Source organism: Salinicoccus sediminis (genome assembly GCF_000986795.1).
Classification (GTDB): domain Bacteria; phylum Bacillota; class Bacilli; order Staphylococcales; family Salinicoccaceae; genus Salinicoccus; species Salinicoccus sediminis.
In genome coordinates this window covers 127,660-145,734 of sequence record NZ_LAYZ01000024.1, presented here as the reverse complement: position 1 = coordinate 145,734, position 18,075 = coordinate 127,660, and the positions used below count along the sequence as shown (strand labels likewise).

The 18,075-nt window shown below is 50.7% G+C and carries 22 protein-coding genes; 11 read left to right on the top strand and 11 right to left on the bottom strand.

Annotated features, from left to right (window positions below; genetic code table 11):
- Positions 1-4: 4 nt before the first annotated feature.
- From WN59_RS09305 to WN59_RS09295, 3 genes are all read right to left on the bottom strand, one after another.
- A complete protein-coding gene (locus WN59_RS09305; RefSeq protein ID WP_046516261.1) occupies positions 5-571 on the bottom strand; it encodes an NADPH-dependent FMN reductase in 567 nt (188 codons plus the stop codon).
- A 12-nt stretch (positions 572-583) separates the two neighbouring features.
- Positions 584-1,639 carry an LLM class flavin-dependent oxidoreductase gene (locus tag WN59_RS09300; RefSeq protein WP_046516258.1) on the bottom strand — a complete coding sequence of 352 codons (1,056 nt, stop codon included), beginning with the start codon at positions 1,637-1,639 and terminating at the stop codon, positions 584-586.
- Positions 1,640-1,779: 140 nt separating this feature from the next.
- A complete protein-coding gene (locus WN59_RS09295; RefSeq protein ID WP_046516254.1) occupies positions 1,780-3,081 on the bottom strand; it encodes an acetamidase/formamidase family protein in 1,302 nt (433 codons plus the stop codon).
- A 410-nt stretch (positions 3,082-3,491) separates the two neighbouring features.
- Between WN59_RS09295 and WN59_RS09290 the strand changes: the two genes are divergently transcribed.
- From WN59_RS09290 to WN59_RS09280, 3 genes are all read left to right on the top strand, one after another.
- Positions 3,492-5,111: an SLC13 family permease gene (locus WN59_RS09290; protein WP_017548353.1), complete on the top strand. Its 1,620-nt coding sequence runs from the start codon at positions 3,492-3,494 to the stop codon at positions 5,109-5,111.
- A gap of 157 nt (positions 5,112-5,268) precedes the next feature.
- Entirely contained in the window at positions 5,269-6,699 is a 1,431-nt protein-coding gene (locus tag WN59_RS09285) for an APC family permease (RefSeq protein ID WP_046516251.1), read from the top strand.
- 162 nt (positions 6,700-6,861) lie between these two features.
- Positions 6,862-7,587, top strand: coding sequence for a hypothetical protein (locus tag WN59_RS09280; protein WP_156172421.1), 726 nt, complete (start codon positions 6,862-6,864; stop codon positions 7,585-7,587).
- Positions 7,588-7,688: 101 nt separating this feature from the next.
- Here WN59_RS09280 and WN59_RS09275 read toward each other — a convergent pair whose 3' ends face one another.
- The 4 genes from WN59_RS09275 to WN59_RS09260 all read right to left on the bottom strand — a co-directional run bounded on the left by WN59_RS09275 (position 7,689) and on the right by WN59_RS09260 (position 8,741).
- Complete coding sequence (locus WN59_RS09275) at positions 7,689-7,913, bottom strand: hypothetical protein (protein ID WP_046516245.1); 225 nt, start codon at positions 7,911-7,913, stop codon at positions 7,689-7,691.
- Between the two features lie 119 nt (positions 7,914-8,032).
- Positions 8,033-8,269 (bottom strand): hypothetical protein, encoded by a 237-nt coding sequence (locus WN59_RS09270; protein WP_046516242.1) that lies wholly within the window; start codon positions 8,267-8,269, stop codon positions 8,033-8,035.
- 36 nt (positions 8,270-8,305) lie between these two features.
- Positions 8,306-8,485: a CsbD family protein gene (locus WN59_RS09265; protein WP_046516239.1), complete on the bottom strand. Its 180-nt coding sequence runs from the start codon at positions 8,483-8,485 to the stop codon at positions 8,306-8,308.
- A gap of 37 nt (positions 8,486-8,522) precedes the next feature.
- Positions 8,523-8,741, bottom strand: a complete 219-nt coding sequence (locus WN59_RS09260) for a hypothetical protein (RefSeq protein WP_046516236.1) — start codon at positions 8,739-8,741, stop codon at positions 8,523-8,525.
- Positions 8,742-8,835: 94 nt separating this feature from the next.
- Here WN59_RS09260 and WN59_RS09255 point away from each other — a divergent pair, with 94 nt between their 5' ends.
- Entirely contained in the window at positions 8,836-9,291 is a 456-nt protein-coding gene (locus tag WN59_RS09255) for a hypothetical protein (protein ID WP_046516232.1), read from the top strand.
- 19 nt (positions 9,292-9,310) lie between these two features.
- On the opposite strand, the gene WN59_RS09250 is transcribed toward WN59_RS09255, so the two are convergent.
- Positions 9,311-9,550 carry a hypothetical protein gene (locus tag WN59_RS09250; RefSeq protein WP_046516228.1) on the bottom strand — a complete coding sequence of 80 codons (240 nt, stop codon included), beginning with the start codon at positions 9,548-9,550 and terminating at the stop codon, positions 9,311-9,313.
- Positions 9,551-9,715: 165 nt separating this feature from the next.
- Here WN59_RS09250 and WN59_RS09245 point away from each other — a divergent pair, with 165 nt between their 5' ends.
- A complete protein-coding gene (locus WN59_RS09245) occupies positions 9,716-10,228 on the top strand; it encodes a type 1 glutamine amidotransferase domain-containing protein (RefSeq protein ID WP_046516225.1) in 513 nt (170 codons plus the stop codon).
- Positions 10,229-10,285: 57 nt separating this feature from the next.
- Here WN59_RS09245 and WN59_RS09240 read toward each other — a convergent pair whose 3' ends face one another.
- Together WN59_RS09240 and WN59_RS09235 are read right to left on the bottom strand one after the other, a co-directional pair.
- Positions 10,286-11,023, bottom strand: coding sequence for an immunoglobulin-like domain-containing protein (locus tag WN59_RS09240; RefSeq protein ID WP_046516221.1), 738 nt, complete (start codon positions 11,021-11,023; stop codon positions 10,286-10,288).
- A gap of 5 nt (positions 11,024-11,028) precedes the next feature.
- Positions 11,029-11,445 carry an RrF2 family transcriptional regulator gene (locus tag WN59_RS09235; protein ID WP_046516216.1) on the bottom strand — a complete coding sequence of 139 codons (417 nt, stop codon included), beginning with the start codon at positions 11,443-11,445 and terminating at the stop codon, positions 11,029-11,031.
- 181 nt (positions 11,446-11,626) lie between these two features.
- On the opposite strand from WN59_RS09235, the gene WN59_RS09230 reads away from it, so the two are divergent.
- The 6 genes from WN59_RS09230 to WN59_RS09205 all read left to right on the top strand — a co-directional run bounded on the left by WN59_RS09230 (position 11,627) and on the right by WN59_RS09205 (position 16,928).
- Positions 11,627-12,760 carry a globin domain-containing protein gene (locus tag WN59_RS09230; protein WP_046516213.1) on the top strand — a complete coding sequence of 378 codons (1,134 nt, stop codon included), beginning with the start codon at positions 11,627-11,629 and terminating at the stop codon, positions 12,758-12,760.
- A gap of 158 nt (positions 12,761-12,918) precedes the next feature.
- On the top strand, positions 12,919-13,605 hold the full coding sequence (locus WN59_RS09225; protein WP_046516209.1) for a response regulator transcription factor: 687 nt from the start codon (positions 12,919-12,921) through the stop codon (positions 13,603-13,605).
- Entirely contained in the window at positions 13,605-15,044 is a 1,440-nt protein-coding gene (locus WN59_RS09220) for a sensor histidine kinase (protein ID WP_052747370.1), read from the top strand. The genes WN59_RS09225 and WN59_RS09220 overlap by 1 nt, the downstream gene beginning before the upstream one ends.
- Positions 15,045-15,135: 91 nt before the next feature.
- The gene (locus tag WN59_RS09215) at positions 15,136-15,528 is read left to right on the top strand and encodes a hypothetical protein (protein ID WP_046516205.1); all 393 of its coding nucleotides are present in this window, start codon (positions 15,136-15,138) and stop codon (positions 15,526-15,528) included.
- A gap of 96 nt (positions 15,529-15,624) precedes the next feature.
- Complete coding sequence (locus WN59_RS09210) at positions 15,625-16,581, top strand: calcium/sodium antiporter (protein ID WP_046516202.1); 957 nt, start codon at positions 15,625-15,627, stop codon at positions 16,579-16,581.
- 128 nt (positions 16,582-16,709) lie between these two features.
- A complete protein-coding gene (locus tag WN59_RS09205) occupies positions 16,710-16,928 on the top strand; it encodes a hypothetical protein (RefSeq protein ID WP_046516197.1) in 219 nt (72 codons plus the stop codon).
- Positions 16,929-17,046: 118 nt separating this feature from the next.
- Here WN59_RS09205 and folD read toward each other — a convergent pair whose 3' ends face one another.
- Positions 17,047-17,898 carry a bifunctional methylenetetrahydrofolate dehydrogenase/methenyltetrahydrofolate cyclohydrolase FolD gene (folD, locus tag WN59_RS09200; protein WP_046516193.1) on the bottom strand — a complete coding sequence of 284 codons (852 nt, stop codon included), beginning with the start codon at positions 17,896-17,898 and terminating at the stop codon, positions 17,047-17,049.
- Between the last annotated feature and the right edge of the window lie 177 nt (positions 17,899-18,075).

Genomic DNA, 18,075 nt, shown 5'->3' with positions numbered 1-18,075 from the left:
TTTGTCAGAAGCCGTAAGATGCTTCCTTCTCTTCCCTGATCTTCCGGTAGGTTTCCGCTAGGACGAGTGTGTCTTCTGCCAGTCTGTCGATGCGGAAGATGACGTCGTCATCTGTGATTTCCCCGTTTGCAAAGTACCGTTCTTCTATGAATACATAGGATTGCAGCATCTGTGCTTTCATATATCCGATGATCGGTTTCAGTTGGTTCTCTGGGATGAGAAAGTGTTTGGATGAACCGGCCGTGGCGAGCATGCTGACTGTCTTATCCCTGAAACCGTCCTGGGGAAGCAGGTCGAAGACGTTCTTCAGTGCCCCCGGTATGGAAGCCTGGAAAATGGGTGTGCCGATGACTATGGCATCAGCTTCCATCAGAGTTTTGGTGAGATATCCGGTATCTCCGCTGTAATCCAGGAAATTGCGGCCGTCACTGAATTGTATATCTAAGTCAGCCAGATTAAGGAGTTCAGTATCATGCTCCGGATGGTTATTGTTGAAAGATGCTTTCACGTATTCCATCGCGGTCCGTGTTTTGGAGCCTGCAACGGAACCGGATAATATTACGATGTTCATGGAAGATGCCTCCTATTTTTTCGTATGTTTCCTGATTGCCGGCAGTATTTCACTGCCGATGATATCGATGTTACGCTTCAGTCTGTCGAACGGGACGCCGCCGAAATCCATCTGCCCGATATAGCGCTGATGGCCGAACACTTCATGCTGGTAGAGTATCTTTTCGATGATCTCCTGCGGGCTGCCGACATTCATGACATCCCTCGGGTCCGCTCCCTGTGCGAAATGCTGTTTGGGATAGCCGCGGCCGTTCGTACGGATCATCCCGTCATTGATGTGGGGATAAACCTCCCTCTGTGCCTGCTGTGTTGTTTCGGCGGGGTAGAAGAAGCCGGCGGTCGCCACCGGCAGGCTTTCGGGATCGTGCCCGCTTCGTGCGGCAGCCTCTCTGTATACATCAATCGTGTATTTATATGAAGAAACAGGGCCTCCGAGTGTTGCGAGGAACATGGGAACGCCGGCCCGACCGGCTTTTTCAGCACTTGCAGGGGGACCGCCGACTGCCCGCCAGATCGGCATCGAATCGTTTTTCGGACGGGGGAGCACCCGGGCATTACGCAGCGGTTTCCGGAATTGTCCTTCCCAGTTGATGATTTCGTTTTCATTGATGAGACGGAGAAGGTCGAACTTCTCCTCATAAAGTGCTTCGTAGTCATGCAGCTCGTAGCCGAGCAGCTCAAAGTTGCCGACCCTCGAGGCCCGTCCGGCAATGATTTCCGCCCTGCCGTCTGATATGAGGTCGATCGTTGCAAAGTCTTCATACACACGGACGGGATCCAGTGTGCTGATGATGGTGGAAGAGCTCGCAATTTTGATTTTCTCCGTCGCCTGGGCGATGGCACCGAGCACAACCGAATGTGCCTGGGTCGTAAAGTATTCCTGATGGCTTTCACCGACTGTGAAGAGATCGACGCCTGCCTGTTCGGCGAGCCTGGCGATTTCTATGATCTCCTTTATGCGCTGCCCGGCCGGGATCCGTTCACCGGTATGCGGGTTGTGAAGATGGTCCCCCAATGTATAGAGACCGAATTCAAGACCGTAGTCCTTGTCTATCCTGTATTGATCCATCCGATTCATTCCTTTTTATAAGTAAGTTACCATATATCAATTATAACGGAATGCATGATTTTATACATCCGGGACGAAAGTATGAAAGTGGTTACCAATAAAAATCAGTGCACCCCAAGCCGGGATGCACCGATGAAAAACTACAGGTATGCATTTCTGACTGTATTCCAGAGCCCGGCCTGCTTGAGATGCGTTTTTGGTGCAAGGAACGTCACAGTCACAACGCCGGGGTTCCTGCCAATATCGATTGACCCGTTGATGGTTGCCCGGTTCATGATTTCCGGCACTGTCACATTGAACAGTGTTGCTGCGCGCGCCATGCCATTTTCTGTCGCTGCGTTCAGATCTGCGCCTGTGCCGATGAATGAGACCGGATAGCTTTCTTCGATTTCAGCCATGTTCCATTTATCGGCAAGCTCTTTTGCCTTTTTCATTTCATTCTCTGTAAATGGTTTTGCAAGCGGCGGCAGGTCTTCAGTGAGCGGGAGCAGTACCGGTCCCGCAATACGCGCTCCCTTGATGACTTCAACCTGCAGATCCACGATGCCGGCGACATCTGTCGTATGTCCGGCGATTTCACCATTGCCCTGCATTGCATGCATATCCCCGAGATATACCCCGCCGCCCGGAACTTTTACCGGACAGATCAGCACGGCCCCTTCCCGGACACGGTTTATGTCCATATGTCCATCGGTGCGTTCTTCAAGCTGTTCTTCGGTCATGCTGTAGTCGTGAGGTGCGTCGATCAGGAATTGTCCGAAGTCCCCGGCATTATGGGAGTCGGGGAAGGCACGGGAGGGCGTGGTCCCCAGCTGGCCGAGGAATGGGATGACCCTTGCCATGGCACCGACGATGTCATGCGGTGCGAAAGTCACTACGGGATGCTGTATGGAATTTTCAGGAGTGCACATGTATTTCCTGCCTTCCCGGGCGATGATCTCCGCATTTTCCTTGTTAAGGGTCAGGCCTATGGTCCGCTGTCTGTCAAAACCCATCGTATAGGCATTCGTGAAGGTGAACGGCGTGACATCTTCGCCACATTCGGCACACCTTACCGCACCCTGGCCGATACCTTCGACTTTCGATTTCGGGTTTTTTGCACTGCAGCTGGGGCATACGCCGGCGACAAACGGGTCGCCCGTGAACCGGCCTTCCATCGGCTTGTCATTGCCCGAAGCGGTGGCGTCTGACGTCACACGGATTGAATTGATATGAATCGCCACCGCATCACCGGCTTCCGCGCCCTCCACATAGACCGGTTTCGTCACCTCATGGCCGCCTTTCAGTTCAGGTGTGATCATCGGCCCCCAGCAGCCCGGTGCAGTATTGGCCACGATGTGGCCGCCGTCCTTCACAAAATAGCGCATCTCTTCTTCCGGATCCAGTATGCCGTTGGTAAACTCGTCAACAAATACAGTATGTCTTGCTTTTCGTTCTGCCATTTGATACAGCTCCTTCCGGGTATATTATCAATACTTCCATTTTATCACGACAGCGGAGAAAGGGCTTTCATTATGCATGTGTGCCTTCCCTCATAGTAAGGCTGCCGTATCATTACACGATATTTACATTTCCTTAATTCGAATTTCATATTCGCCTGTTATATTGTAATCAGCCTCAGATACTCCTCCAGTAATCTGTTGGCTGTACATGCATTGTACTCCCATCCCTCTTGTCTGCCTTATAAAAAATATTCCTGATTGATGCACTGCCATGCCGGCAGTGCATTTTTTCTTTCGGAAGATGATGTATCAGATATTTCATTTGCATCATTCAAATAAAGATAGTAAAATTTCTGAAAATATGATAATGTTTTTTAAGATATTGAATTCAGTCTATTAGGAGGTAAAATGTGAGCGATTCCAAAGTTAAAAAATCTTATGATAATCTGTGGCGTGAATCCAAAAAGACGAAATCACTGCTGAAGTTCTTCAGTGTGAACGAGTCTAAAAAACACGCTGAAAAGGGAAGCTATTCTACCGATGATGAGGGGCCTGAAAAGTCCTATAATCGTCTCCAGCTGACCGGGCTGATACTGGGACCGGTGCTTTTCATCCTGACACTCCTGTTTTTGGAAGCCGAAGGGCTGGACAGTGCGGGTGTGTTCGTTGTCGCTTCAACACTATGGATTGCGAGCTGGTGGATCACTGAAGCCATACCGATTCCGGCTACATCCCTCATGCCCCTGTTCCTGTTCCCGATGGGCGGTGTCATGGACAGCGGCACGACAACCAGCTCCTACGGCAATGACATCATCTTCCTGTTCCTCGGCGGTTTCCTGATTGCGCTGGCGATGGAGAGATGGAATCTACATACCCGGATAGCACTGTCGATCATCAATGCGATCGGGACAACGACGGCGACCATCCTTCTAGGCTTCATGATCGCAACGGGGCTGCTCTCCATGTTCGTGAGTAACACCGCAGCGGTGATGATCATGATTCCGATCGGTATGGCGATCATCAATGAAGCGAACGCCCTTACCGAATCCGGCATGGAAGCGGATCTGAAAATGTTTGAGAAATCCCTTGTACTCGGTATCGGCTATGCCGGCACCATCGGGGGGCTTGGGACATTGATCGGTACACCGCCGCTCATCATCATGGCGGGCCAGCTGAAAGAGATCTTCGATCTGGACCTGAGTTTCGCACAGTGGATGATGTTCGGTGTGCCGATTGTCATCATCTTCCTTGGACTCGCATGGGCTTATATGAACTATGTTGCTTTCAGGCATAATATGAAACAGTTGCCCGGCGGCAAGAAGATCATCACAAGTGAACTTGAGAAACTGGGCAAAATATCAAGAGAAGAGATTCTCGTACTGATCGTCTTCCTGTTTGCCGCATTCATGTGGATCACACGCGGATTCATCTGGGAGAACATCGAAGTGACTTCGATGCTCACTGACGGAGCGATTGCGATGCTGGCTGCAGTGATCCTGTTCCTGCTGCCGACAAAAAGGGGCTCAAAGCGCATACTCGACTGGTCAGTTGCAAGAGAACTCCCATGGGGCGTGCTCCTTCTTTTCGGAGGCGGTCTCGCGCTTGCGGCGGCGATTGTGGAAACCGGTGTGGACCAGTGGCTGGGTGAACTGCTTAGCCAGGTTGAAGGGGTACACATCGTCATTGTCATAGCCATCGTTGCACTGGGCATCCTGTTCCTCACTGAAATCACTTCCAACACGGCAACGGCAACAATGATCATCCCGGTGCTTGCAGGTCTTGCGATTGCACTGGAAGTCCATCCGCTTACGCTGATGGTACCGGCAGCAATGGCAGCGAACTGCGCATTCATGCTTCCGGTGGGCACACCGCCGAATGCCATCGTGTTCGGTACGAATAAGATCAGCATCCAGGAAATGGCGAAAACAGGCTTTGCACTCAACATAGCTGCGGTTGTGCTGATCGTTATCTTTGTATACCTTCTGATGCCGGTTATATTCGGCATCGACCTGATGAATTTCAGCGGATGATGTAAAGAGGGAGGTGCAGCAAAATGCTGCACCTCCCTCTCTGTATTTCATCCCGTCTTCGTGTCGGTCCCAATCGCAATTTTACGTTTACACCCTATTCTGATAGGATATAATCTATAGAGAAAACTTAAGCATAACAGGGGAGTTAAAATCAATCATGGTACAAGATAATACCGCTTTTAAACGTGAAGAACTTGAAACGACGATGTCGAAACGTTTCATCTGGGCGATTGCCTACGGTTCGAGCATCGGCTGGGGGGCATTCATCCTGCCGGGAGACTGGCTGATTTCATCGGGGACACTCGGATCCACTCTGGGCATAACGATCGGCGGACTGCTGATGCTGATCATTGCCGTGGCCTATGGCGCACTGACGAGCAAGTTTCCGGTTTCGGGAGGGGAGTTCGCTTTCAGCTACGTCGGATTCGGACGGAATGTCAGTTTCATCGCTTCATGGTTCCTGGCACTCGGTTACATATGTGTCGTCGCACTCAATGCCAGTGCATTCAGTCTGCTGTTTAAGTTCATACTCCCTGATTTCCTTGAAATAGGCTATCTGTATACGATTGCAGGCTGGGATGTCTATATAATGGAAGTTCTTCTGACATCACTTGTCCTCATAGCATTTGCCTTCATCGGCATCAAAGGCAGTGGACTGTCCGGAAACATCCAGTTCATTTTCTGTATGTTCATGGCCGCAGTCGTTGCGACTCTGTTCGTGAGATCTTTCTTTGTCGGTGAGTTCTCACTCGAGAATGCGCAGCCTCTGTTCAATAATGAGAGCGGCATATGGACATCAATCATCCTGATTGTTGCGATTGCACCCTGGATGTATGTCGGTTTCGATAATATCCCGCAGGCAGCCGAAGAATTCAAATTCAGCGCAGACAAGACGTTCAGGCTGATCGTTTTCGGCATCATTGCATCAATCATCACTTACGTCCTGATGATTCTTGTCACGTCATGGATTTATCCGGACCAGGAACAGATCGGCGGTGCCCTTTGGGTGACGGGGTCCGTCGTACAGACCTCCATGGGAGGACTCGGCATGGCACTGCTCGCACTCGCGATATCATTCGGCATCTTTACAGGGCTCAACGGGTTCTTCATGTCCTCATCGAGGCTTCTGTTCGCACTCGGCCGTGCCCACTTCATACCGTCAGTGTTCGCGAGACTGCACCACAAGAATAAAACGCCGTATGTCGCAGTACTCTTCGTCATGACTGTGTGCCTGGCCGCACCGTGGCTCGGACGCACGGCCCTCAGCTGGATTGTCGATATGTCATCCACAGGTGTATCGGTTGCATTTCTTGTGACCAGCCTCGTTGCGGCGAAATTCTTCAGCAGCAGGGAAAACTTCAATCTGCTGTATGTCATCTTCGGATGGCTCGGTGCGGTCATCTCGATCGTATTCCTTGTGCTGCTGCTGTATCCGGGTTCGCCGGCATCGCTCACAGCGCCGTCCTACCTTGCGCTCGGTGCCTGGGTTGCACTCGGTGCACTGTTCTTCATAATCCAGTACAGAAAGCTCAACTTGATGAAAAAAGAGGAGCTGGATTATCTGATATTGAATGAGAAAAATGATTAGTAAAATCCTGCAGCGTCCGGAGACATTCATCCGGGTGCTGTTTTTTGGTATGCGGACAACCCCGCCTCCAGGATAGTCCTTTTTCTAATATTACAATCATGTTACAATGTAAAGTGATGTTTCGATAACCGCGACAATATTGCAGATGAGGGAGACGACAAAGTGAAAGCTAAATTTTTGATATTCGCATCCGTCTTTTTATGCAGCTGCAGTCAGGGTGGGAATCAGAATGTGAAGCAGGAGGAGTTGCAGGCAAACCCGCCCCGGCTTACCACGATGGATAATTACAGTCTGCCTGTGGATACAGCAGGCAGCGGGGGAACAGCATCTGACAGCGGATACCCTGAACCGGACACAGCCGGGTTGGGCGGGAGGCATGCCGGCACGCCGATGCATGCATCAGACGATGCCGGTGCAGCCAACATGGATGAACTGTCAGTCGCAGTGGACGGCATCCAGTCGGATATTACAACAATATGGAACAGTATGTTCATACCGATGTATCAGCAGTATCATTCAAACGGCATCGACAGGGACAGAGTGGCCGATCAACTCGAAACCCTGCATGAAGAATATGAGGAACTTGAGAAGCGGGTGAATAACATAAAGATCGCGGATACATTTTCCGCAGAACATAAGGAAGAGACGGAAGAAATGAAATCAGACCTGTCACTCGCAATCTCGAACCGGACACTCGCGCTGATAGAGTTCAAGCTGATGAACGCTTCGGAAGATGTACAGATGCATTCAGAACTCCTCGACATCCATACAGAAAACAGCCGTAAATACATGAGCAGCGCAGAAATCCATATGAAAACACTGGAAGAGCTGCCCGCAGAAGGCAATCCCGCCCCAGAGGAAGAATTCGCAGCTACAAGTGAACGATGAATAAAAAATCTCCTGCTGGGAGGTTTTTTATATTTCCCCATTATAAATACCCGGTCTCTGTTGAAACCGGGCATGGGGTAGTGTAATCATTTTAATGAATATTATTTGTTTTCTTCTTCTTCGTTTCCACCGCCACCGAATTTATCCATAGCGCTGTCGCCCTTTTCTTTGGCGCTGTTCCATTTTTCATTTTCCCCAAGGTGTTCATCACCATGTTCTTTTGCTGTGTCCCAGCCCTGCTGGACATCCTCTTTGCTTGTGTTGTCTTTGAGTTCGTTTACCTTGTCTTTTGCCTTGTCAAATAGTCCTTTTTTCTCTTCTGCCATGATAAACATCTCCTTTTAATGAGTGATATTTTTCCTTACCCTATCCGTACAAGTGATTAAACGTGATATACGGACTTTTATAATTTTTTTGCAGTTCATGGTTATAGTACGGGGTCTGGCTACTTATATTGGTTGAACTGGTTATCGCCTTTTTCCTGTACCTGGTCTTTTGCCTCATTGATCTTGCCCTGCGTTTCTTCCTGCTTTGCCTGCACTTTTGATTTTTCGTCCCCGAAATCCGCCTGTTTTTCCTGGGCTTTCTCTTTCATCTGTTCTTTCTGGCTTTTACCTTCTTCTGCTTTATTCTCTGCTTCTTCACGCATTTTTTTCTGCTGTTCATACATGTCTTCCATCATTCAAAGATGCTCCTTTCCATCTGTTTCTCCGGCCGGTCATTTATCCCGGAACATGTCTTTCCCTTTTTCCTTGATATCTTTTGCGGCGTCTTTCACTTTGCCTTCTGTCTCCTGACGTTTCCCTTCATTTTTGGTCTTTTCGTCATTCAGTGCATCACCGGCCGCCTTTTTCGCCTTGCCGATGAATTCATCTTTCTTGCCTTTATCTTCAGCCATTTCATTTCACCTCATTTTCTGGTTCCTTTATCATTTACTATCTGTTGCCTGAATCATGACGGTTGTCATGGAATACGCTTTTGTCTGTCTCTTCATTGTAATAGTATTCTTTGCCGAGTTTGTTGTAGTCATCGAGGCGGTCCTGTTCCCTGTCTTCATACTGGTACTCATTTTCCTCTTCTCTATACTGGTATTCTTTCGGCAGGTCTTCCTGCCGTTTGGCGGAACGTTTTTCTTCCCTGTTCTTTGCTGCCATATCAACCAGCTCCTTATATAGATAAATTACCCGGCTTATTCTGCATGAAACATGGAGTGGCGGGGTAGAGTGCTGTAAAGACGAGGTGGTACATATGTATTTCATCAACGGCAGGTTTAACAGTACATTCAGGGATTACGACCTGTATAAGAAGCTCGGGATCATCAGCGTGAGTGGAAGAAGCAATATACATGACATAATGGGAATCGCAAAAGGGGATATCGTCGCACTTTATTCCACTAGGCACGGCTATCTTGGCGCCGGCAGGGTGAGGGCGTCTGCGGTGCCGATTGAAACGATTGAAATGCACCAGGGCGGGCTCATGATCGACCGCGAGGAGTACCCGTTCAGGGAGATCATGCGGATCAATCCGCATTTCGGCAGTGAGGAGTATGTACTCAGGATGGAGTGGCTGGCACTGGTGCCGGAGCTTGGTGACGGCCTGCTTGACGACGGACTTTTTGTCGGCGGCAAGCCGGTTGAGAGGATTGAAGATGAACGGACGAGGGACTGGCTCATAGATACATTCAAACTGGATGTGGAGGCATAAAAAAAGACCCTTACGGGTCTTATGAAGCTTTCTGTGACAGCTTCCTGTCACCTTCTGCGGTGAGTTCGATGCTGCTGTAGTAGAAATCGTATGTGAACGGTGTAAGTACGACCAGCCCTTTTTGCTCCATCACCTTCATATGGAAATCGACGGTTCTGATATCGTATTCGGACATGCTTGTATTTGGATAGTCGAACACATCGTGTTTGACGTTGTATAGAATCTTATATTCAAGTTCTTCGTCATATGAGAATTGCATATCATCACTCCTGCCATACAATTATAAGAACGCCTGTTCGTTTTGTCAAACGGTTTCATATGAATTTTTCATACAAAATGACTGCAAGCATGTTTAAAAATTGACGGGGCGTGGAAGATATAGTGTGTAGAAAGAATAAGGACAATTCCAAAGGAGAGATGTATTGTGGCAAAAAAAGTAGCAGTAATCATGACGGACATGGTTGAAGATGTAGAATATACAAGCCCGGTGGAGGCGCTTGAAGCCGAAGGGCATGAAGTCGAGGTCATTTCCACCGAAGCCGGTGAAATCGAAGGCAAACAGGGCGGCAAATTCAAAGCCGACAAATCTATTGCCGACGTGAATGCGGACGATTATGATGCGATTCTGATTCCAGGCGGATTCTCGCCGGATCTCCTGCGTTCAGATGAAGAGGGACGTTTCGGCAAGTTTGCAGCACACTTCCTGCAAAATGACAAACCGACGTTTGCAATCTGCCACGGTCCTCAGGTATTGATTGATACGGACCTTGTGAACGACCGTAACATGACCTCATTCCGTTCAGTGAGGAAGGACCTTGAAAACGCGGGCGCCAAAGTGCAGGATGCCTCCGTCGTTGTCTGCAGCAATCTCGTAACCAGCCGTACTCCTGACGACCTGCCGGACTTCAACGCTGAAATCAAAAATCAGCTTGCGTAATAATGAAGGAACGACAGAAGCCGCAGCGGAATTTTCCGCTGCGGCTTCTTTTTCATATCATTCAACTGTAATCGTCCGTGCCTTTGCATGGGAATCGCCGAAGTGGTCGAACACTGCATAGGCGATCGTGTATTCCCCAGGCTGGTCCGTGTTGACCTCGCCTGAAATGTACAGTTTGTTTGTAATGTCACTGCCGTCCACATCGATGACCTGGACTTCCTCTTTCGGATCGAATTCGTCCCCCTGCTGGATGGTGATGTCATCGAGGCCGAGGAATGTGATTTTCGAGGAAGATTCCGGATCGGATGCTTCTTTGGAGCCTTCACCCGAGAGCTGTTCTTCTGTCGGCGGCACCATCGGCACCGCGTCACTCTCTCTATCGGATACCTGTATCTGGCGGGTGTATTCGTACCAGTTGCCGCTTGAGTTTTCCACCCTGTAGGATACGGTATAATTGCCGGCCCTGTCCGTATTCACATCATTGTCGGTCACTTCGATGTTATCGGTGATGTCGCCGTCGGAACTGTCGACGGCATAGACGCCGGCCAGCGGATCGAATGCATCCCCGACCTGCACATTTATGGTTTCCGTCCCCTTGAGGGCAGGGACGCTGCCACTGTGGGACGCGATCTCCTCTTCCATCGTGGGCCCGTCATAATCCGCATATTTTGAATCCGCGCTGCTGTCTGATTCACTGATTTCCTCTGTATCTATGCTTTTATCTATGAAGTCACCCGTAATCGGTGCTGCGGGAAGCAGCCCCGCCATGACTTTCAGCATTGTTTTTGAATTCATCTTCGTCACCCCGGAATTCCGCTTGGAAGTATATCTTCCAATGTATAGTTATCGAGCACTTCAAGATAGGCTTTCAATGCATCCCCCAGTACAAACCTCAGGCTGCATACCGGTGTCAGCACACACTGGTTGTTTTCGGCATTGAAGCATTCCGCCATGTGGAAGTTGTCTTCCGTACTGCGGACGACTTCTCCTATGTTCAAATCCTCTGGCCTATAGTTTAGCATAATCCCGCCGCCCCGGCCACGCACAGTTCTGACGTATCCGAGCTTCGAAAGGTGATGGACGACTTTGGTCAGATGATTCTTCGATATATTATAAAAGTTTGCGATTTCATCGATCTGGACTTTCTCTTCCGTCTCCCTCATCCCCAGGTACATGAGTACCCGGAGGGAGTAGTCGGTGTATAAAGTAAGCTTCATCCTCATCAACTCCTCCAGGAGATTATACACGGAATTGTCATTTAAATAAAACTTCCCACCTTATGAAAGCGATTTTGTGAACGATATGTGAAAATGATAACAAATGCCTTGAAAAAGTAAACATACACCTTTAAACTAAAGATGTATTAAAAATATATGTTTATAAAAGGGGCTTGAACACATGATTGCTGAAGCTAAAAAACAGATTATCAAAGAAACCGTGCCGGTTCTCGAAGCACACGGAACTGAAATTACGACAGTATTCTACAAAAGGATGTTTGAAGCACACCCTGAACTTCTCGACATCTTCAACAAGACGAACCAGAAAGTCGGAGACCAGCCGAAGGCGCTGGCAATGACAGTTCTTGCTGCGGCAAGGCACATCGAAGATATCGAAACCATCGTGCCTGCAGTGATGGGCATCGCGCATAAGCACCGTGCACTTGAAGTGTTGCCTGAACATTATCCGATCGTCGGCAAATATCTGCTCGAAGCGATCCAGGAGGTGCTGGGTGACGCTGCGACACCTGAAATCATCGATGCGTGGGGCGAGTACTACGGCAAGATCGCCGATGTATTCATCGGCATTGAAAAAGAGATGTATGACACTGCGGCATGGGACGGCTTCAAACCGTTCATCGTCAAAAAGAAAGAACAGGTGACACCGGACATCGTCAGGTTCACAGTGGATTCCGACGAAGTGGACAAGACGTTCACAGCCGGCCAGTACATCACCGTCAAAGTGAATCCGGAAGGCTACGGCAACACAGCCCTCCGCCACTACTCAATCTGCGCAATCGATAAAGAGGACGGCATCCGGTTCGCCGTCAAACGCGAAGCGGTCAAAGGCAGGGAAGGTGTCGTTTCCAACTACATGCACGACGCAATCGAGGAAGGCGATGCACTGTTCATGTCAGCCCCTGCCGGCGACTTCAAGGTCGAAGAGGACCATGACAGACTGCTCTTCATCGCAGGCGGCGTCGGCGCGACTCCGGTAATGTCCATGGCGGAGGACGCTGTGGCCAAAGGCAAGGATGTCAAATACGTCTACAGCTGCATCAACGAAGACCATCAGCCGTTCAAGGACCAGATGGCTGCAATCCGGGAAAAGGGTGCTGACCTCAAAGTCAAATTCAGCGAAACCGAAGGATTCCTGAACAAGGAGGACTTCAAGGGCACGGAAGACAGGCAGATCTACATCTGCGGATCCATGGGCTTCATGGGCACAATGATGAAGGAGCTCAAGGAGATGGGCATCGACGAGAGCCGCATCCACTTCGAGCCGTTCGGTCCGAAAATGAGCCTCGGCGCATAATAATCGGATGATTCGCTGTACTGAAACGTTCACCGCATGGCGCGGTGGGCGTTTTTTTCGCTTGTGCGGGAATTGGGCAGGGCGAGATTTTCATTTCTAAAATATTTATATTGTGTTTATATAAGGATGATAGAGTTTTTTACGGAGGTGCATGGGAGATGAACAAAGTGATGGTGGTCGAGGATGATGCGAACATCCGCAATCTGGTCGTACTCTACCTTGAGAGGAACGGCTTCGATGTGGCGGATTTCGGGGATGCCGACGGCGCCCTCCGGCATCTTGAGGATGAGGAAGTGGATATTGCGGTCGTGGATGTGATGATGCCCGGGATGGATGGTTTTGAACTGACGCGGATTCTGAGCGGGGACCTTGAGACTCCTGTGATCCTGCTCACGGCGAAGGGCCAGCTCGATGACAAGGAGGAGGGGTTCACGGCAGGCGCCGAGGATTATATAGTGAAACCGTTCGAGCCGAAGGAGCTCCTGTTCCGCATCCGCGCGGTGCTGAAACGCGCGCACCCTGTGTCGGATACGAGGCTGTCTTTTGCGGGGGTGACGATCGACCGGGAGCATTATGAGGTGGAAGTCATGGGCCGTACGCACATGCTGCCGGTGAAGGAGCTCGAGATGCTCGGCTGCCTGATGGAGACACCTGAAAAAGTGGTGACGCGCGAGCATATCGCCGAAAGTGTGTGGGGCGATCTTGAGACGAGTACATATACGATCAATACCCACATGAACCGGCTGCGGCAGAAGCTCGGCAGATTCGGTGCAGAAGTGCGCGTGCTGACGGTGCGCGGTGTCGGTTACCGGCTGGAGCAGAGCGCGTTGGAGGATGATGCGTGATGGATATGCTCTATAAACGCTTCATAGCGGTGCTTTTTGCCGTCGTTGCCGTCAGCCTGGCCGTGTCGCTGCTGGCGTCGAACGTGCTCTATGCGGTCTACTCGAAACCGAAGATGAATGAGCAGATGCTCGTGACTGCCGAAAATCTGAAGGATGCGCTGGAGCAGGATATTCCGGCCGGCTCCGGCCTCACTGTGGCCATGGATATGCTCGATGCGCTGGACTACCAGGTGGTGCTGGTATCCGGTGGGGGGGAGGATGGTACAGGCGGGGAAGTGACGCTGACGGAAGGGCCGTTTAACGGCGGATACGAGGCGCACTTTGCCGGCATCCCGTTTGAACGGACCACCATGGAACAGTCGACGCTCGAGTCGGTGCTCTCCGGCGGGGTGTACGAAGGAGAGGATGCCGCTGTCGCGAACTGGTTCATGATGGGGCACTTCATGAATGATGTGCGTAACACCGTCGGTGTGCCAGTCATGCTTGGCGGCGAACGCCACGCGCTGTTCATCAAGCAGGACAGCAGCCTGATGTTCAGTGAATTCCATATCATCCTGCTTGTGTTCTTCGTGACGGCGGTGCTGGTGAGCCTCATATTCATCATCGTGATGAGCCGCCGTCTGACAGAACCCCTGGGCCGTCTCAGGACGGCGGCGAATGAAATCCGACGGGAGAATTTCGATTATGATATCGCCTCCGGCAGCTACAGCAGGGATGAGATCGGTCAGCTTGCCGTGAGCCTCGATGCGATGAAGGGGCAGCTGCAGGAAAACCACCGCATGCGCCAGAAATTCATCAGCGATGTGACGCATGATCTCCAGTCGCCGCTAGTCAATATACAAGGGTACGCGAAACTGCTTGAGGACGGTGAAGTGGAAGGCGGTGAGGCGCGGGAAGCTGCCTCGGTCGTGCATTCGGAGGCGAAGCGGCTGTCGTCGCTGGCGAGTCAGCTGATGCTGCTCAGCAAATTTGATCACCAGTCTTATACGGCGAAGATGGAGCCTGTCCGGCTGGACGGGCAGATCCGGGACGTAATAAGGGTGTTCCGCTGGCGGCTGGATGAGTCCGGCATCGATCTGTCCTACTCCCTGGATGAAGTGACGGTGGAGTCCGACAGCGACCTCCTGTGGAATGTATGGGATAATCTGGTGTCGAACGCAGTGAAATATTCGTCAGACGGTGATGAAATCGCCGTCACCCTGAAGGACATGGGAGATCATGTCGAGGTCAGTGTCCGGGATACGGGCATGGGTATCCCTGAAGATGCCCTCGACAAGGTATTCGAACGGTTCTACAGGGTGGACGCGGCGCGTTCGAGTGAAGGCTCCGGCCTCGGCCTTGCAATCGTCCTCGAAACTGTGGAAATGCTCGGCGGTACGATTGAAGTGGACAGTACGCCGGGGGCCGGCACGGAATTCATCGTGAAGCTCTGGAAATGATATGATTCCGGGGGAATGTCCCGTTGCGGCGGTGTGTCAGGGGCAACTTGAATTTTATTAAAATAATGAATAAATGGAGGAATTGCGGAAAATGGAAAGAAAATGGGGAATCAACCTGATCAGAATTGCGACGGTATTCGGGCTGCTCGGTGTGTTCATCGGCTCGCAGATGGCAGGGGAGATGGATTACGCGATGCGTCCGATACATACGCACATACTCCTTGTAGGCTGGCTGTCGATGTTTGCATGGGGGGTCTTCTACAGTGTGTACACTGTCTCTAAGCCGCTGCTCGTGCATCTGCACTGTGCGTTTGGTATTTTGGGAGCCCTGGTTCTGACTTCGGGGATGTATTTCTATATGCTTAATCCGTTCGGCTTCAATGAGACGTTTACGATCGTGTATTTCATCGTCGGCGGCAGTATTACACTGATTGCGTTTGCTTTGTTCGTTGTTGTCACGTTCTTTGTTGAAAAGAAAAAATGATTGATGATGCCCACTTTTTGTATGAAAAGTGGGTTTTTTTGTCTGTCTTCGGGAATAGAGGGATAATAGCCTGTGTTTTAAAGGAGAGTGCGTCATTTGTCTTATATTATTCTGATTGCGGGATTCGTCCTGCTCATCAAGGGGGCGGACTATTTTGTGGAAGGTGCATCGAATATTGCGATCAAGCTCAATGTATCGCCCCTGCTGGTCGGGCTGACGATCGTTGCCCTCGGCACAAGTTCACCCGAGGCAACGGTCAGCATACTGGCTGCGCTGGATGATAACGCCGGCATGGTGCTCGGCAACATCGTGGGAAGCAACCTTTTCAACATCACCATGGTGCTCGGGGTGACGGCGATGATCACCCCGCTCACCGTCAAGAGCGAAACAATCCGAAAGGAGATTCCCTTCTCACTGCTTGCAGCTGTCGTCCTGCTTATACTGATGGCGGACGTTTTCCTGAACGGGGCAGTGGAGAATATTGTCTCCCGCGGGGATGGTCTGATCATCCTCCTGTTCTTCAGTGTGTTTCTGTATTACGTCTTTGAAATGGCTATGAAGAACAGGTCTGAGGGCGGTGATGCGGTGGATACGGATGTTGGTGCTCCGTGGGGGAAGAACGCACTCTACACTGCTGGCGGACTCGCTGCAATCATATTCGGCGGACGCCTTGTAGTGGACAGCGCCACTGAGATTGCACTTTCACTCGGAATGAGCGAGACGCTGGTCGGTCTTACAATTGTGGCCATTGGCACTTCACTCCCCGAGCTGATCACTTCCGTCACGGCTGCGATGAAGAATCAGGGAGACATCGCGATAGGGAATGCTGTCGGCAGCAGCATTTTCAACATCTTTTTTGTGGCGGGCAGTGCTGCATCAGTTGCCCCGCTGACACTGGATGCGAAAATCTTCACTGATATGTGGATCATGATACTTCTAACGGTGCTGCTGCTCATATTTTCAAGGACCCGCTACAACATCGGCCGGGGAGAAGGTTTTGTACTTGTATTTGCATACATCATCTACATGATCTTCATTATCATCAGGAACTGATCGGCTCGGCCATGTGTTAATCAATTTTCTCAGACTAAATAAAATACTTGATGGAACAAATAATCAAACCGGCCTTTTTCCGCATATATAGGGAAAGGGCTTTTTTATTGGAAGGAGGATTTGTTTCAATGCGAAAGAAGACTTTGGAGCATCAGTGGCTGGAGGCAGCGGAATGCAGGCGGGGACTGGACGGCCGGGGTGCCAGCGAACTGGAGAGGCTCCAGTGTGGATTTGAAGGTGAGATTGAGATCGACCGGTTTGTCGGCCAATACGGAGGGGACGGGTGGCGGCTGTTTATGAGATGTGTGAATTGCGGGTTTTGTGAAGGTAAAGAAAAAAGTGTCTGAGGACAATTTGTCAGTATTACGGTCAATGGAATGAGAAACGGCTGACCGTTGGCAAAAACGTAGATTAAAACCAAAAACCGCACCCTGTGAAAGGGTGCGGACGTATACTGCGGTAAAGCTATTCCACTCCGTTGTGCCATTTGGCGGCGAGTAATGTGTTGTTCAGGACCATGGTAATTGTGAGGGGGCCGACGCCGCCCGGCACCGGTGTGATCCAGCCGGCTTTTTCTTTGGCGGCGTCGAAGTCTACGTCGCCGACGAGTTTGTCGCCGACCATTGTGTTGCCGACGTCGATCACGATTGCACCGTCTTTGATATGTTCGGCTTTGATGAGTCCCGGGGAGCCGACGGCACTGACGATGACATCGAAGCCGCTCAGTTTATCGGTCATGTTCTTTGTGCGGGAGTGCATCAGTGTGACGGTTGCGTTCTGATCGGTCAGCAGTTTTGCGACGGGCTGGCCGACTATGTGGGAGCGTCCGATGACGGCGATGTCTTTCCCTTCAAGCGATCCTGTATGCTTGAGGAGTTCCATGATGCCGAGTGGTGTACAGGGGATGAATGTGCGCTGACCTGTATACATGCGGCCGATATTGACCGGACTGAAGCCGTCGACGTCTTTATGGGGTGCAATGGATTCGAGGACCTTTTCTTCACTGATCTGATCCGGCAGGGGGACCTGCACGAGGATTCCGCTGACATTGTCGTCGTTGTTCAGGCGGTCGAGTTCTTCCAGGACCTCGTCTTCGGTTGCATCTTCATCCAGATGGACGATGTCGGATGTCATGCCGATCTTTTCGGCCGCCCTGTTCTTTGAGCGTACATAGCTGAGGGAGGCGCCGTCGTTGCCGGCGATGATGACCGTCAGGTTTGGTGTGATGCCGTTTTCCTTGAGTTTTTCAACTTCTTCTGCGAGCCCGGCGCGGTAATCTTTGGCGATTTCGCGTCCGTTCAACAAATTTGCTGTCATTTTCATTCTCCTATCTGTTTAGTCTGCCTCCCTCCATTATCCATAACTTGCCTGAAAATTTCCACAGTGAATCCTGATCGACCGTTCGGGTCATACTGATGCAAGCTGCGCCCCGCATTACACTTATGAAGACAAAATACACCATAAATCGCAAAAATAACCCGAAAACCGAACTTA

Coding starts and splice junctions, on each gene's coding strand:
- WN59_RS09305 (WP_046516261.1), bottom strand. CDS start 571: ATGAACATCGTAATATTATCCGGTTCCGTTGCAGGCTCCAAAACACGG.
- WN59_RS09300 (WP_046516258.1), bottom strand. CDS start 1,639: ATGGATCAATACAGGATAGACAAGGACTACGGTCTTGAATTCGGTCTC.
- WN59_RS09295 (WP_046516254.1), bottom strand. CDS start 3,081: ATGGCAGAACGAAAAGCAAGACATACTGTATTTGTTGACGAGTTTACC.
- WN59_RS09285 (WP_046516251.1), top strand. CDS start 5,269: ATGGTACAAGATAATACCGCTTTTAAACGTGAAGAACTTGAAACGACG.
- WN59_RS09275 (WP_046516245.1), bottom strand. CDS start 7,913: ATGGCAGAAGAGAAAAAAGGACTATTTGACAAGGCAAAAGACAAGGTA.
- WN59_RS09270 (WP_046516242.1), bottom strand. CDS start 8,269: ATGATGGAAGACATGTATGAACAGCAGAAAAAAATGCGTGAAGAAGCA.
- WN59_RS09265 (WP_046516239.1), bottom strand. CDS start 8,485: ATGGCTGAAGATAAAGGCAAGAAAGATGAATTCATCGGCAAGGCGAAA.
- WN59_RS09260 (WP_046516236.1), bottom strand. CDS start 8,741: ATGGCAGCAAAGAACAGGGAAGAAAAACGTTCCGCCAAACGGCAGGAA.
- WN59_RS09255 (WP_046516232.1), top strand. CDS start 8,836: ATGTATTTCATCAACGGCAGGTTTAACAGTACATTCAGGGATTACGAC.
- WN59_RS09250 (WP_046516228.1), bottom strand. CDS start 9,550: ATGCAATTCTCATATGACGAAGAACTTGAATATAAGATTCTATACAAC.
- WN59_RS09240 (WP_046516221.1), bottom strand. CDS start 11,023: ATGAATTCAAAAACAATGCTGAAAGTCATGGCGGGGCTGCTTCCCGCA.
- WN59_RS09235 (WP_046516216.1), bottom strand. CDS start 11,445: ATGAAGCTTACTTTATACACCGACTACTCCCTCCGGGTACTCATGTAC.
- WN59_RS09230 (WP_046516213.1), top strand. CDS start 11,627: ATGATTGCTGAAGCTAAAAAACAGATTATCAAAGAAACCGTGCCGGTT.
- WN59_RS09225 (WP_046516209.1), top strand. CDS start 12,919: ATGAACAAAGTGATGGTGGTCGAGGATGATGCGAACATCCGCAATCTG.
- WN59_RS09220 (WP_052747370.1), top strand. CDS start 13,605: ATGGATATGCTCTATAAACGCTTCATAGCGGTGCTTTTTGCCGTCGTT.
- WN59_RS09215 (WP_046516205.1), top strand. CDS start 15,136: ATGGAAAGAAAATGGGGAATCAACCTGATCAGAATTGCGACGGTATTC.
- WN59_RS09205 (WP_046516197.1), top strand. CDS start 16,710: ATGCGAAAGAAGACTTTGGAGCATCAGTGGCTGGAGGCAGCGGAATGC.
- folD (WP_046516193.1), bottom strand. CDS start 17,898: ATGACAGCAAATTTGTTGAACGGACGCGAAATCGCCAAAGATTACCGC.